Here is a 13,514-nt window from a genome sequence, read left to right on the forward strand (position 1 = left end):
GGGCGCGGGATACCGGGTCTGCGCTCAACCGGCAAGCCCTTTTCCCGGCGTCCGGGACCCCGCTAGCGTCGAGCCGAGACCCTCCTCAGGACCACAACCAGAACGGCAGGTGCGCATGGAAACGTGGCCCGGACGTCCCTATCCCCTCGGCGCGACCTATGACGGCGACGGCACGAACTTCGCCCTCTTCAGCGAGGTCGCCGAGAAGGTCGAGCTGTGCCTGTTCGACGACGCGGGCACGGAGACGCGCGTGCCCCTCATCGAGGTCGACGCCAACGTGTGGCACGCGTACCTGCCCGACGTGGCCCCCGGCCAGGAGTACGGCTACCGCGTGCACGGGCCCTTCGACCCCGCGAACGGCCTGCGCTGCGACCCGAGCAAGCTGCTGGTCGACCCCTACGCCAAGGCGATGTCCGGCTCGATCGACTGGGATCCCGCCCTGTTCGACCACACGTTCGACGACCCCGACGTGCGCAACCAGGACGACTCGGCCCCGCACACCATGCGGTCGGTCGTGATCAATCCGTACTTCGACTGGCGCGGCGACCGCCGCCCCGGCACGCCGTACGGCCGCACTCTCATCTACGAGGCGCACGTGAAGGGCCTCACGGAGCTGCACCCCGAGATCCCCGAGGAGCAGCGCGGCACATACGCAGGCGTCGCGCATCCCGCGGTCATCGCGCACCTGCAGCGCCTGGGCATCACCGCGATCGAGCTGATGCCCGTGCACCAGTTCGTGCACGACTCGGTGCTGCTGGAGAGGGGGCTGCGCAACTACTGGGGCTACAACACGCTCGGGTTCCTCGCGCCCCACGGCGAGTACTCGTCCAGCGGGGACAAGGGCGAGCAGGTGCAGGAGTTCAAGGCCATGGTGCGCGCGCTGCACGCGGCCGGCATCGAGGTCATCCTGGACGTGGTCTACAACCACACCGCGGAGGGCAACCACCTGGGGCCGACCCTGTCGTTCAAGGGCATCGACAACGCCGCGTACTACCGCCTCGTGGAGGACGACAAGCAGTACTACATGGACTACACGGGCACGGGGAACACCCTCAACGTCCGCAACCCGCACTCGCTGCAGCTCATCATGGACTCGCTGCGCTACTGGGTGACCGAGATGCACGTCGACGGGTTCCGCTTCGACCTGGCCGCGACGCTCGCGCGGGAGTTCTACGAGGTCGACCGGCTCTCCAGCTTCTTCGACCTGGTGCAGCAGGATCCGGTGGTGTCGCAGGTCAAGCTGATCGCGGAGCCGTGGGACGTCGGCCCCGGCGGCTACCAGGTCGGCAACTTCCCGCCGCAGTGGACCGAGTGGAACGGCAAGTACCGCGACACGGTCCGGGACTTCTGGCGCGGCGAGCCGGCGACCCTGGGCGAGTTCGCGTCGCGCTTCACGGGCTCCGCGGACCTGTACGAGGCCAATGCGCGCCGCCCGATCGCGTCCATCAACTTCGTCACGGCGCACGACGGCTTCACGCTGCGCGACCTCGTGTCCTACAACGAGAAGCACAACGACGCGAACGGCGAGGGCGGCAAGGACGGCGAGTCGCACAACCGCTCGTACAACCTCGGCGTCGAGGGCCCGACGGACGATCCGGAGATCCTCGAGCTCCGCGCCCGCCAGCAGCGCAACATGATCGCGACCCTGCTGCTGTCGCAGGGCGTGCCGATGCTGCTCCACGGCGACGAGCTCGGCCGGACGCAGGAGGGCAACAACAACGGCTACGCGCAGGACACGCCGCTCAGCTGGATCCACTGGGACGAGGCCGACGAGCCGCTCATCGAGTTCACGGCCCACGTCGCCCGACTGCGCCGGGAGCACCCCGCATTCCGCCGCTGGGGCTACTTCGACGGGCGCGTCGTGTGGCGCGGCGAGGGCGGCCCGGTGCCGGACATCGCGTGGCTCCGCCCCGACGGCACGGCCATGGACGACAGCGACTGGCAGACGAGCTACGCGCGCTCGCTGGGCGTGTTCCTCAACGGCCAGGGCATCCACGAGCGCGGCTCGCGCGGCGAGCGGATCACGGACCGGCACTTCCTGATCTGCTTCAACGCGCACTCCGAGCCCGTGGACTTCACGCTGCCGGCCGCCGAGTACTGCGCGTCCTGGGAGATCGTGCTCAACACCGCGAACGGACCGGATCCGTCGCAGCGCGAGGCCGGCAGCGCCCTGCCGGTCGAGGCGCGCTCCGTGGTGGTGCTGCAGGAGTGGCGCGACCCCGAGGCGGCGACCGACTACTCCCCCGCCGCGTCGGTGCGCCACATGCGGGGCAAGGCATGAGCCGCCGCGTCCCCCGCGCCACCTACCGGCTCCAGATCCGCGAGGAGTTCCCGCTCGACGCCGCCGCGGAGATCGTCGGATACCTGGCGGATCTCGGGATCGACACCGTGTACCTCTCTCCGCTCCTGGCCAGCGAGCCGGGATCGAACCACGGCTACGACGTCGTCGACCACTCGAAGGTCGATCCGGCGCGCGGCGGCGCCGAGGGGCTGGCCCGCTTCGCGCAGGCGGCCCGCGACGCGGGCCTCGGCGTGCTCGCCGACGTCGTGCCGAACCACGTCGGCGTCGCGACGCCGCACCTCAATCCCTGGTGGTGGGACGTGCTGACGCACGGCCGCGGCTCGCGCTACGCCGACGCGTTCGACATCGACTGGGACGCGGGCGGCGGGCGCATCCGGATCCCGGTGCTGGGCGAGGACGACCCGCCCCTGCGGGTCGAGGACGGCACGCTGCGGTACTGGGATCACCGCTTCCCGCTCGCGCCGGGCACGGGCGACGACGGCGCCCCGCCCGCCGAGGTGCACGCGCGCCAGCACTACGAGCTCGTGCACTGGAGGCGCGGCGACTCCGAGCTGAACTACCGGCGCTTCTTCGCCGTCTCGACGCTCGCGGCGGTGCGGGTCGAGGTGCCGTGGGTGTTCGACGAGTCGCACGCCGAGATCCTGCGCTGGGTGCGCGAGGGGCTCGTGGACGGGCTGCGCATCGACCACCCGGACGGGCTCACGGATCCGGGCGGCTACCTCGAGCGGCTGGCCGAGGCGACGGACGGTGCGTACGTGCTGGTCGAGAAGATCCTCGAGCCCGGCGAGGAGCTGCCCGCCCACTGGGCGACGGCGGGCACCACGGGATACGACGCGCTCGGCGACGTCGACCGCGTGCTGGTCGACCCCGCCGGCCGGGGCGCGCTGGACGAGCTGGAGGTCGAATCGCGCGGCGGCGCCGTCGACTGGGCCGCCATGGTGCACGACGGCAAGCGCGCGATCGCCGACGGGCTGCTCCACGCCGAGGTGCGCCGGCTCGCCCGGCTGGTCCCGGATGGGCCGGATGCCGAGGACGCGCTCGCCGAGCTGCTCGCGTGCTTCCCGGTGTACCGCTCTTACCTGCCGGCCGGGATCGAGCACCTGCACGAGGCCGCGCACGCGGCGCGCGGGCGCCGCCCCGACCTCGCCGCCGCGATCGACCGCCTGCTGCCGGCGCTGTCGGATCCGGCGCACGCCGCGGCGATCCGGTTCCAGCAGACGTCCGGCGCCGTGATGGCCAAGGGCGTCGAGGACACCGCGTTCTACCGGTACGGGCGGCTCGCGTCGTTGAACGAGGTGGGCGGCGACCCGTCCGAGTTCGCGATCGACGTCGCGGAGTTCCACCGCCGCCAGCGCGTCCGGCAGGCCTCCTGGCCGCTGTCCATGACGACCCTGTCGACGCACGACACCAAGCGCGGCGAAGACACCCGCGCGCGGATCGACGCGCTGGCCGAGGTGCCCGGGCTCTGGGCCAGCACCCTGCGCACGCTGCGCGGCCGGGCGCCGCTCGGCGACGGGCCGTTGGAGGCGCTGCTGTGGGCCTCGATCCTCGGGGCGTGGCCGCTGTCCCGGGAGCGCGCGCACGCGTACGCCGAGAAGGCCGCCCGCGAGGCCGGCACGGGGACGACATGGACGGCTCCCGACGAGGAGTTCGAGACGCGGCTGCACGCGCTCGTCGACGCGGCGTTCGACGACGACGTCGCCCGCACCGCGCTCGAGGAGTGCGTCGCGTTCGTGCAGGCGGCGGGATGGTCGAACTCCGTCTCGGCGAAGCTCCTCCAGCTGACGGCGCCGGGCGTCCCGGACGTCTACCAGGGCTCGGAGCTGTGGAACCGGTCGCTCGTCGACCCCGACAACCGGCTGCCCGTCGACTACGACGCGCGGCGCGCCATCCTGGAGGGGATCGGCTCGGGCGAGCTGCCCGAGCTGGACGAGACCGGAGCCGCCAAGCTCCTGGTCACGACCCGCGCCCTCCACGCGCGTCGCGACCGACCCGAGCTGTTCACCCGTTACGCGGGGCTGGAGGTCGTCGGTGCGGCCACGGACCACGCGATCGCGTTCGACCGGGGCGGGGCGGTCACCGTCGCGACGCGGCTCCCGATCGGCCTGGAGCGCCGCGGGGGCTGGGGCGACACGGTCGTGCTCGTGCCGCCCGGCCGCTACACCGAGACGATCACCGGGGAGAGCGTGCAGGGCGGGGCCGTCGGCCTGGCGGGCCTGCTGGCGCGATACCCCGTGGCCCTGCTGCTGCGTGAGGAGGACGCGTCGTGAGCTTCGAGCTGTGGGCGCCGCGCCCGGCGTCCGTCCGCCTGCTCCTGGACGGCGCCGAGCACGCCATGCGCCGGGACCCCGACGGCTGGTGGCGCGCGGACGTCGAGCAGCGGCCGGGGCAGGACTACGGCTTCCTGCTCGACGACGATCCGACCCCGCTGCCCGATCCCCGCTCGCTGCGGCAGCCGCGGGGCGTGCACGACCTGAGCCGGGTGCACGACCTCGGCGGCTTCGCGTGGACGGACGACCGCTGGACCGGCCGGCAGCTGGCCGGTTCGCTCATCTACGAGATGCATCTCGGCACCTTCACCCCCGAGGGCACGCTCGACGCCGCCATCGGCCGCCTGCCGCACCTGGTCGACCTCGGGGTCGACTTCGTCGAGCTGCTGCCGGTGAACTCCTTCAACGGCGACTGGAACTGGGGCTACGACGGGGTGCTCTGGTACGCGGTCGACGAGACCTACGGCGGCCCCGACGCCTATCGGCGGTTCGTCGACGCGTGCCACGCGGCGGGCCTGGCGGTCATCCAGGACGTCGTCTACAACCACCTCGGGCCCAGCGGCAACTACCTGCCGCGGTACGCGCCGTACCTGCGCGAGGACAGCGCCAACACGTGGGGCTCGTCGGTCGACCTGTCCCGCCGCGAGGTGCGCGACTACATCGTGGACAACGCGCTCATGTGGCTCCGGGACATGCACGTCGACGGCCTGCGACTGGACGCCGTGCACGCCCTGGTCGACGACTCCCCCACGCATCTGCTGCAGGAGATGGCCGAGCGGGTCGATGCGCTGAGCGCCCATCTGCGGCGCCCGCTCACGCTCATCGCCGAATCGGACATGAACGACCCGAAGCTGATCCTGCCGCGCGAGGCGGGCGGGTACGGCCTGCACGCGCAGTGGAGCGACGACTACCACCACGCCGTGCACGTCGCGCTCACGGGCGAGACCGCCGGCTACTACGCCGACTTCGAGCCGATCGAGGCGCTGGCCAAGGCCGCCACGCGCGGGTTCTTCCACGACGGCACGTGGTCGTCGTTCCGGGAGCGCCGGCACGGCCACCCGATCCCGCCCGAGACCCCGACCTGGCGCCTGGTCGCGTACGCGCAGGACCACGACCAGATCGGCAACCGCGCCACCGGCGACCGGATCTCGCAGACGCTGGACGACGACGCGCTCGCGATCGCCGCGATGCTCACCCTGGCCGGGCCGTTCACGCCCATGGTCTTCATGGGCGAGGAGTGGGCGGCTTCCACGCCGTGGCAGTTCTTCACGGCGCATCCGGAGCCGGACCTCGGTGCCGCCACGGCCAAGGGCCGCATCGCGGAGTTCGCACGGATGGGCTGGGACCCCGATGTGGTCCCCGACCCGCAGGATCCGGAGACGTTCCGGCGATCCAAGCTCGACTGGGCCGAGCCGTACCCGGAGGAGGCCGGCGACTCGCGGCACACGCGGCTGCTGGCCGTGCACCGTGAGCTCGCCGCCCTGCGTCGCCGGGAGCCGGACCTCACCGACCCGCGGTTCTCCCGCCTGAGCGCCGAGTGGAGCGAGGATCCGCGGTGGATCCGCCTGCGCCGCGGCGCGCTCGAGATCGTCGTGAACCTCGCCGACGCGCCGCTGGAGATCGGCGAGCCGCGCGAGGTGCTGTTCGCGACGCGTCCGCTCGAGGCGGGCTCCGTGCCGCCTCGGTCCGGCGCGATCATCCGCGCCTGAGCAGCCTCAGGGCTCGCGGACCTCGACGAGCTCGGCCGCGTAGGCGGTGACCGAGCGCGAGTAGCGCCCGAGGTGCGGAGCGAGCGCCGTCAGCGCGACGGACGCCGCCCGCACGGGATCGCCGCTCGAGACGAGGGCGAGGGCCGTGAACGCGGCGAGCTCGTCGCGCAGCGCGCCTCCGCGCTCCGACTCGGCGTGCAGCAATGCGAGGCTCTCGTCCACGCGGCCCAGGTTCCGCAGCGTGCTCGCCAGCTGGATGGTCGCCTGCGTCCGCCGGGAATCGTCCAGCCCCGCCTCGATCGCGCGCCGGTACAGCGGCTCCGCCTCGGTCTCGAGGCCCGCGCTGTCGCGCGCGCCGGCGCGCTCGAACAGCGCGACCGCGTCATCCGGGCCCCGTTCGGCGGCCAGTGCGTCGATGCGCGCCACGCGATCCTCATCCGTCAGCGCGGGATCCGCCCAGACCGCGTCGATCCGCCGCTGCCAGTCGTCGAAGCCGTGAGCGGTCATGGTCCTCCTCGGGGTGCGGAAAGGGGGACGGATGCCACGGCATCCGTCCCCCTCGCGGGCGTCAGTCGCGGATCACTCCGCGGCCTCGGCCTCGACCTTCTTCTTGCGCGTGGTCTTCTTGGGGGCCTCGGCCTCCTCGGCCGGGGCCTCCTCGGCGGCGGCCTTCTTGGCCGGAGCCTTCTTGGCGGGCGCCTTCTTGGCCGGAGCCTTCTCGGCCGGAGCCTCGTCGGCGTCCGCGGACTCCTCGGCCGCGGCCTTCTTGGCCGGCGCCTTCTTGGCGGGGGCCTTCTTCGCCGCGGGCTTCTCGGCGGCCTCCTCGGCGTCGACCGCCTCGTCCTCGTCCGTCGCGGCGAAGCCCGACAGGTCCACGGCCTTGCCGTTGGTGTCGACGACCTCGACCTTGCCCAGGACGATCGCGAGCGCCTTGTTGCGGGCCACGTCGCCGATGACCGCCTGCAGCTGGTTGCCCTGCTGGAGCGCCTCGATGAACTGCTGCGGCGCCATGCCGTACTGGCCCGACATCTGGATCAGGTACTGCGTGAACTCGTCCTGCGAGACCTGCACCTCGAGCTTCTCGGCGAGGGCGTCGAGCAGCATCTGCGTGCGGAACTGCTTCTCGCTGGCCTCCGCGACCTCGGCGCGGTGCGCGTCGTCCTCGAGGCGGTTCTCCTGCTCGAGGTGGTTGTGCACCTCGTCCTCGATGAGCTGCGCGGGGACCGGGATCTCCACCTTCTCGAGGAGGGTCTCGACGAGCTTGTCGCGCGCCGCCGAGCCCTGCGAGAACGCGCCACGCGACTCGACCTGCTCGCGCAGGCTGTCGCGCAGCTCGGCGATCGTGTCGAACTCGCTCGCCATCTGGGCGAAGTCGTCGTCGGCCTCGGGCAGCTCGCGCTCCTTGACGGCCTTGACCGTCACGGCCACCTCGGCCTCCTCGCCGGCGTGGTCGCCGCCGACGAGCGTCGAGCGGAACGTGGTGGCCTCGCCCGCGGTGAGCGACTCGATGGCCTCGTCGATGCCCTGGAGCAGCTCGCCCGAGCCCACCTCGTACGAGACGCCCTCGGCGCGGTCGATCTCGTTGCCGTCGATCGTGGCGACCAGGTCCAGCTCGACGAAGTCGCCCTTGGCGGCCGGGCGGTCGACCGGGATGAGCGTGCCGAAGCGGGCGCGCAGGCGGTCGAGCTCCTCGTCGAGTGCCGACTCGTCGACCTCGGTCGCGTCGACCGTGATGGTGAGGTCCTCGTAGTCGGGCAGGTCGAACTCAGGGCGCACGTCGACCTCGACGTCGACGACCAGGTCGCCCGAGAAGTCCTTCTCGCTCGGCCACTCGACGATGTCGGCCGACGGGCGGCCGAGCATCTTCAGCTCGTGCTCGGCGACGGCGGCGCGGAAGAACCCGTCGAGGCCCTCGTTGACGGCGTGCTCGATGACGGCGCCGCGGCCGATGCGCTGGTCGATGATCGGAGCCGGAACCTTGCCCTTGCGGAAGCCGGGGACCTGCACGTCGCGGGCGATGTGCTCGTAGGCGTGCTGGATGCTCGGCTTGAGCTCCTCGGGGCTGACCGTGATGTGCAGCTTCACCCGCGTCGGGCTGAGCTTCTCGACGGTGCTGTTGACCATAAGGTTTCGTTCTCCTCGTTGCGGTGCCCGCGCGCAGGCCGCGCGTCGGGCTCATAGGTCTGGGTGGCCGTATGTCGGGGCGACAGGATTTGAACCTGCGGCCTCCCGCTCCCAAAGCGGGCGCTCTACCAAGCTGAGCTACGCCCCGGGGATCCCCCGCTGGGAACACGAAACGGCCCCGTGAAGTCTAGCCGACGAAGTCGGCGGGTCTTCACGGGGCCGCGTGCGGAGGGGATGACGGGAATCGAACCCGCGTAGCCAGTTTGGAAGACTGGGGCTCTACCATTGAGCTACATCCCCGGGGCTGCCGGGCAGCGCGTTCGAGTCTAGCCGATTCCGCGCACCACCCCCGACGCTCCCGCCTTATGCGGGCGACCGGGCCCGGAGCACGAGAGATACGGCATCCTCCCGATGTCCCCGCCCCACCTCAGAGACGAGCGTGGACTCATCGGCCGCCGACAGTGCGGCCCCACCACAGGGGATGGAGCGGGAGATGCACATCGATCCGATGATCGGGATCATCCGGTACGAGGAGGACGTCCGCGCCGCCGAGCTCCGGATCGCGCGCCTGCGCGCGCTCGAGGAGCGGCGGGAGGACCGTCCGGCTTCCGGCGCGCGGCCCCGGCGGGCGCTCCACCGGCTGCTGCCGCGGCTCGGTGCCTGATCTCGTCGCCGCGGCCGGCGCCGATGTCGGCGGCCGGTGCGACCATGAAGAGGTGAGACCGCACACAGTCGATCTCGTCGCGCGCGACACCGAGCTCGCGGAGCTGGCGGCCGCCCTCTCGGAGGTCGCCGCGGGCGAGCCGCGCACGGTCGTCGTGGGCGGCGAGGCCGGCATCGGCAAGACCCGCCTCGTGACCGAGTTCCTCGAGCGCCACGCCCGCGAGGCGCGCGTGCTCGTGGGGCGTTGCGTCGACCTCGGCGGCGCCGGCGAGGCCTACACCTCGATCGCGGGTGCGCTTCGGCCGCTCGCGATCGAGCACGGCGACGAGCTGCGCGCGGTCGTCGGAGCGGGCGGTCATCGTGCGCTGCAGGGCCTGTTCCCGCAACTCGGCGACGCGGGCGCCCCGGCCGCGCCGGGCGGACTGCACGAGGCGATCGCGCTGCTGCTCGAGGCCGCGGCCGCGGATGCGCCGGTCGTGCTCGTGATCGAGGACCTGCACTGGGTCGATCCGGCGAGCCTCGCCGTGCTGCGCTTCCTCACCCGTGCACTCACGGACGCCCGCGTCCTGCTGCTGGTCTCCTTCCGCTCCGACGAGATCGGCCGCGGGCACGTCGCGCGGCCCTTCCTCGCCGAGCTCGCCCGCGACCGGCGCGCGAGGCGCGTCGAGCTGGCGCGGCTGGACCGCCGGGGCACACGGCTCCTCATGCAGGCCCTGACGGGCGCCCCGCCCGCCGAGGCCGAGGTCGACGCGCTCCTCGAGCGCACCGACGGGGTCCCCTTCTACATCGAGGAGCTGGTCGACCTCGACGGGTGCCGCGACGGCGCGCCCCAGCTCCCGGAGGGCCTTCGCGAGCTCCTGCTCGTGCGCTACGAGCGCCTGTCCGAAGAGGCCCAGCGGATCGCGCGCCACCTCGCCGTCGGGGGCGTCGAGGTGGACCACGACCTCCTGGCCGCCGTGCTCCGAGCGGAGCCCGACGACATCGAACCCGCGATCCGCGAGGCGGTGGCGTCCGGCGTGATCCTCGCGACCGAGACCGGCTACTGCTTCCGGCACGCCCTCGTGCGGGAGGCGATCCTCGACGACGTCCTGCCCGGCGAGCGGGAGCGGCTGCACGAGCGCTACGCGCTCGAGTACGAGGCCTGCGCCGGTCGCGGGCGGCCGGTCGCCGCGTCCGTCGCCCACCACTGGTCCGGCGCCCGCGACGCGCGCCGCGCGTTTCCCGCCTGGCTGCGCGCGATGCGCGAGGCGCGCACCGCGATGGGCTACGCGTCGGCGGCGCAGCACGCCGAGCGCGCGCTCTCGCTGTGGGACGTGGTCGACGATCCGGAGGCGACCGGCGGCATGTCCCGCCTCGAGCTCATGGGGCGCACGGCGACGTATCTGCGCAACGCCGGCGACGTGGAGCGTTCGCTCGCGGTGCTGAGGTCCGCTCTCGCGGAATGCCCGCCGGGCACGCTGGATCACGCGCGGCTGCTGAACAACCAGGGTCGCGGTCTCGCGCAGATCGCCAGGCCCGGGGCCGTCGAGGCGTATCGCGCGGCGCTCGCGACGCTCGACGGGCTGGCCTCGCAGCCCGGCATCGAGACCATGCGCGCGGACGTCATGATCTCGCTCGCCGGCCGGCTGATGCTGAACGGCGACGACGAGGATGCGCTCACCCTCGCGACCGAGGGCGCGGCGCTCGCGCATGCGGCGGGAGCACGGCGGCTCGAGTCCGTGGGCGTCAACATCGCCGCGCTGTGCCACGGTCATCTGGGGCGCGTACAGGAGTCGATCACGGGTCTGGAGCGGGCGCGCGAGCTCGCGGGCGAGGACGGCGCGGCGCTGCTGCGGTACTGGGTCAACGCGTCCGATCTCGCGTTCCACCTGGGCGAGTTCCCGCGGGCGCTGGACATCGCGCGCGAGGGGATGGTCGCCGCGCGCAGGCTCGGCGCGGACCGCACATCGGGCATGGTGCTCGCCTCGAACGCGGTGGACCCGCTCATGGCGCTCGGCCGCTGGGACGAGGCAGCGGAGCTGCTGGACCGGTCCCTTCAGGTCGCCCCGCCGTCGACCTCGCGCTCGTATCTGGCACGCGGGAAGGCCTGGCTGCAGCTGTGGCGGGGCGACGCCGAGGGCGCGCACGAGACCCTGCAGCGGTCGCTCGCGATGTTCGCGTCCACGGGAGCCTTCGAGCTGCAGTCGAGGCTGACCGTGAGCCACGTGTCGGCCGAGGTCGCGCTCGCGACCGACGACGTGGCCGCGGCCTGGCGCCACGCGCAGGCGCTGCTCGCCGCGGATCCCGAGCGCCTTCATCCGGGGCACGTGCCGCCCTTCGGCTGGAGCGTCGCCCGGGTCATCGCGCGCGCAGGCGAGGGCGCGGTCGACGCCGATGCGGCGGATGGTGCCCCGGCCGCCCTGCGGGCGATCCTCGACCGGTTCGCGTGGTGGCCCACCCACCCGGCCTGGCGCCCTCTCATCGAGGCCGAGCTCGCTCAGACGGCCGCAGCCTGGGACGCCGCCGCGACGGCGGCCGCGGACGAGCGGCTGCCCGTCCTCGTGCGCCCGTACAGCCGGCTGCGGCTCGCCCAGGCGCGCTTCGCCGACGCCGACCGTGCCGCGGCGCGCGAGACGCTCCAGCACGCCGTCGACGAGGCCGAGGCGCTCGGCGTGCTGGCGGTCCGCGACGCGGCCCTCGGCTTCGGACGCTCCAGCGGCCTGCTCCGCGACGGCTCACGCACTCCCGCCGACGGCCTCACCGAGCGCGAGCGTCAGGTGCTGGAGCTCGTGTCCGCCGGGCTGAGCAACCGTCAGATCGGCGAGCGGCTGTTCATCAGCGGCAAGACCGCGAGCGTCCACGTGTCGGCGATCCTGCGCAAGCTGGGCGCGTCGAACCGGGCCGAGGCCGCGCATCTCGCGCACGACCTCGTCGCGGGCTGAGACCGCTCAGCTCCCCCTCAGCGCCGAGCCGTGCCGCTCGGCGTGGGCGACGTAGCGCTCCGCGTTGGCGCGCAGGGACGAGACCTCCTCGTCCGTGAGCTCCCGGCGCACCCTCGCAGGCACGCCCGCGACCAGGGACCGCGGCGGGATCTCCGTGCCCTCGAGCACCACCGCGCCCGCCGCGACCAGGCTTCCGGCGCCGATCACCGCGCCCGAGAGCACGACGCTGCCCATGCCGATGAGCGAGCCGTCGCCGATCGTGCAGCCGTGGACGACCGCGTTGTGCCCGACCGACACATGCTCGCCGATCTCCACCGGATTCGCGGCATCCACGTGCACCGAGACGTTGTCCTGCAGGTTGCTCCCGGCCCCGATCGTGATCGACTCCACGTCCCCGCGCACCACGGCGTTGTACCAGACGCTCGCCCGGTCGCCCAGCGCGACCGCGCCGACGATGCGCGCCCCGTCCGCCACGAACGCGTCGGGGTGCAGGGCGGGCACGTCGTCGTCGAGCGGGAGGATCGAGGCGAGCGTCGAGACCGGCATGAGGCCGATGCTAGGCCCTCGTGCGCCCGAGCGCCTCCGGGCCCTTGCCTGGACCGGCCCTTCGGAGCATCGTGGAGACAGGCCCATTCGAAGAGGACGGGAGGTCGCACATGGGCGCGAAGAGCGGAGATCGACTGGTGGTCGAGGGCCACACCGCCGAGCAGCACCGCCGTGAGGCCGTGGTGCTCGAGGTGCGCGGCGCCGACGGGGAGCCGCCGTACCTGGTGCGGTGGGCGGACGGGCACGAGGGCCTGGTGTTCCCCGGCCCGGACGCGCACATCGTCCCCGCCTGAGCGAGGTGGGGCATCCATCCGGGGGCGGCAAGCGCGACGGGCGCCCACCCGAGGTATGGATAGCCTTGCTTCCCCCAGGTGAAGCGGGAATTAGCCCAGCCTTCACTTGCTTGCGGAATGCCGTGGCGTGAGTAGCGTTGGAGCTACGTAGAAGGCACCTGAGCCATCAACCGGAGGAACGTCATGAGCAAGAACCAGACCATCTCGACCACTGCCGCCGACCCGACCGTCGCCGCGGGCGCCTCGCAGTTCCTCTCTCCCGTCGTCCTGGGCCTGCAGGCACTCACCGTCAACGGCAAGCAGGCCCACTGGCACGTGCGCGGCGCGAACTTCATCGGCGTGCACGAGTTCCTCGACACCCTCGTCGAGCACGCCGGCGCCTGGGCGGACGAGGCCGCGGAGCGGATCGTCGCGCTCGGCCTCCCGATCGACGCACGACTCGAGGCCGTCGCCCAGAAGGGCGCGGGCACGGCGGTGTCCGCCGGCTTCGCGCAGTCGGGCGACGTCATCCGCGCGGTCGTCGCGGACATCGACAAGGTGATCGCCGACCTCCAGGCCGCCATCGACGGCCTGGACGAGATCGACCTCACCAGCCAGGACATCGCGATCGGCATCAAGGCGGGCCTCGAGAAGGACCGCTGGTTCCTCGTCGCCCACATCGCCGAGTAAGCCGCCTCCACGACGAA

The 13,514-nt window shown here is 72.7% G+C and carries 10 protein-coding genes and 2 tRNA genes; 7 read left to right on the forward strand and 5 right to left on the reverse strand.

Annotated features, from left to right (window positions below):
- The first annotated feature begins 115 nt into the window (after positions 1-115).
- The 3 genes from glgX to treZ are packed head-to-tail and all read left to right on the forward strand — an operon-like array spanning position 116 to position 6,281.
- Positions 116-2,281: a glycogen debranching protein GlgX gene (gene glgX / locus ACYVGN_RS03435; RefSeq protein ID WP_055991362.1), complete on the forward strand. Its 2,166-nt coding sequence runs from the start codon at positions 116-118 to the stop codon at positions 2,279-2,281.
- On the forward strand, positions 2,278-4,572 hold the full coding sequence (gene treY / locus ACYVGN_RS03440) for a malto-oligosyltrehalose synthase (protein WP_460788786.1): 2,295 nt from the start codon (positions 2,278-2,280) through the stop codon (positions 4,570-4,572). The genes glgX and treY overlap by 4 nt, the downstream gene beginning before the upstream one ends.
- On the forward strand, positions 4,569-6,281 hold the full coding sequence (gene treZ, locus ACYVGN_RS03445; RefSeq protein ID WP_460788788.1) for a malto-oligosyltrehalose trehalohydrolase: 1,713 nt from the start codon (positions 4,569-4,571) through the stop codon (positions 6,279-6,281). Before treY ends, treZ begins: the two co-directional genes overlap by 4 nt.
- Positions 6,282-6,287: 6 nt before the next feature.
- Here the strand turns inward: treZ and ACYVGN_RS03450 are convergent, their stop codons facing one another.
- The 4 genes from ACYVGN_RS03450 to ACYVGN_RS03465 all read right to left on the reverse strand — a co-directional run bounded on the left by ACYVGN_RS03450 (position 6,288) and on the right by ACYVGN_RS03465 (position 8,705).
- A complete protein-coding gene (locus tag ACYVGN_RS03450) occupies positions 6,288-6,788 on the reverse strand; it encodes a tetratricopeptide repeat protein (RefSeq protein ID WP_055991353.1) in 501 nt (166 codons plus the stop codon).
- 72 nt (positions 6,789-6,860) lie between these two features.
- A complete protein-coding gene (gene tig, locus ACYVGN_RS03455; RefSeq protein ID WP_134745495.1) occupies positions 6,861-8,405 on the reverse strand; it encodes a trigger factor in 1,545 nt (514 codons plus the stop codon).
- Positions 8,406-8,479: 74 nt separating this feature from the next.
- Positions 8,480-8,553: transfer RNA gene (locus tag ACYVGN_RS03460), tRNA-Pro, on the reverse strand.
- A gap of 81 nt (positions 8,554-8,634) precedes the next feature.
- Positions 8,635-8,705 (reverse strand) — tRNA-Gly (locus ACYVGN_RS03465).
- A 193-nt stretch (positions 8,706-8,898) separates the two neighbouring features.
- On the opposite strand from ACYVGN_RS03465, the gene ACYVGN_RS03470 reads away from it, so the two are divergent.
- Positions 8,899-9,069, forward strand: coding sequence for a hypothetical protein (locus ACYVGN_RS03470; RefSeq protein ID WP_156377161.1), 171 nt, complete (start codon positions 8,899-8,901; stop codon positions 9,067-9,069).
- A 52-nt stretch (positions 9,070-9,121) separates the two neighbouring features.
- The gene (locus ACYVGN_RS03475; RefSeq protein ID WP_460788791.1) at positions 9,122-11,989 is read left to right on the forward strand and encodes a helix-turn-helix transcriptional regulator; all 2,868 of its coding nucleotides are present in this window, start codon (positions 9,122-9,124) and stop codon (positions 11,987-11,989) included.
- Between the two features lie 6 nt (positions 11,990-11,995).
- Here the strand turns inward: ACYVGN_RS03475 and ACYVGN_RS03480 are convergent, their stop codons facing one another.
- Complete coding sequence (locus ACYVGN_RS03480) at positions 11,996-12,535, reverse strand: gamma carbonic anhydrase family protein (RefSeq protein ID WP_055991344.1); 540 nt, start codon at positions 12,533-12,535, stop codon at positions 11,996-11,998.
- Between the two features lie 110 nt (positions 12,536-12,645).
- Between ACYVGN_RS03480 and ACYVGN_RS03485 the strand changes: the two genes are divergently transcribed.
- Together ACYVGN_RS03485 and ACYVGN_RS03490 are read left to right on the forward strand one after the other, a co-directional pair.
- Positions 12,646-12,828 (forward strand): DUF1918 domain-containing protein, encoded by a 183-nt coding sequence (locus ACYVGN_RS03485; protein WP_055991341.1) that lies wholly within the window; start codon positions 12,646-12,648, stop codon positions 12,826-12,828.
- Between the two features lie 183 nt (positions 12,829-13,011).
- Positions 13,012-13,497 carry a Dps family protein gene (locus tag ACYVGN_RS03490; RefSeq protein WP_055991338.1) on the forward strand — a complete coding sequence of 162 codons (486 nt, stop codon included), beginning with the start codon at positions 13,012-13,014 and terminating at the stop codon, positions 13,495-13,497.
- The last annotated feature ends 17 nt before the right edge of the window (positions 13,498-13,514 follow it).

It is taken from the genome of Microbacterium lacusdiani, from assembly GCF_054779895.1.

Excerpts from the sequence above, each read along its gene's own strand:
- glgX (WP_055991362.1), top strand. The coding sequence starts at position 116 with ATGGAAACGTGGCCCGGACGTCCCTATCCCCTCGGCGCGACCTATGAC.
- treY (WP_460788786.1), top strand. The coding sequence starts at position 2,278 with ATGAGCCGCCGCGTCCCCCGCGCCACCTACCGGCTCCAGATCCGCGAG.
- ACYVGN_RS03450 (WP_055991353.1), bottom strand. The coding sequence starts at position 6,788 with ATGACCGCTCACGGCTTCGACGACTGGCAGCGGCGGATCGACGCGGTC.
- tig (WP_134745495.1), bottom strand. The coding sequence starts at position 8,405 with ATGGTCAACAGCACCGTCGAGAAGCTCAGCCCGACGCGGGTGAAGCTG.
- ACYVGN_RS03470 (WP_156377161.1), top strand. The coding sequence starts at position 8,899 with ATGCACATCGATCCGATGATCGGGATCATCCGGTACGAGGAGGACGTC.
- ACYVGN_RS03480 (WP_055991344.1), bottom strand. The coding sequence starts at position 12,535 with ATGCCGGTCTCGACGCTCGCCTCGATCCTCCCGCTCGACGACGACGTG.
- ACYVGN_RS03485 (WP_055991341.1), top strand. The coding sequence starts at position 12,646 with ATGGGCGCGAAGAGCGGAGATCGACTGGTGGTCGAGGGCCACACCGCC.
- ACYVGN_RS03490 (WP_055991338.1), top strand. The coding sequence starts at position 13,012 with ATGAGCAAGAACCAGACCATCTCGACCACTGCCGCCGACCCGACCGTC.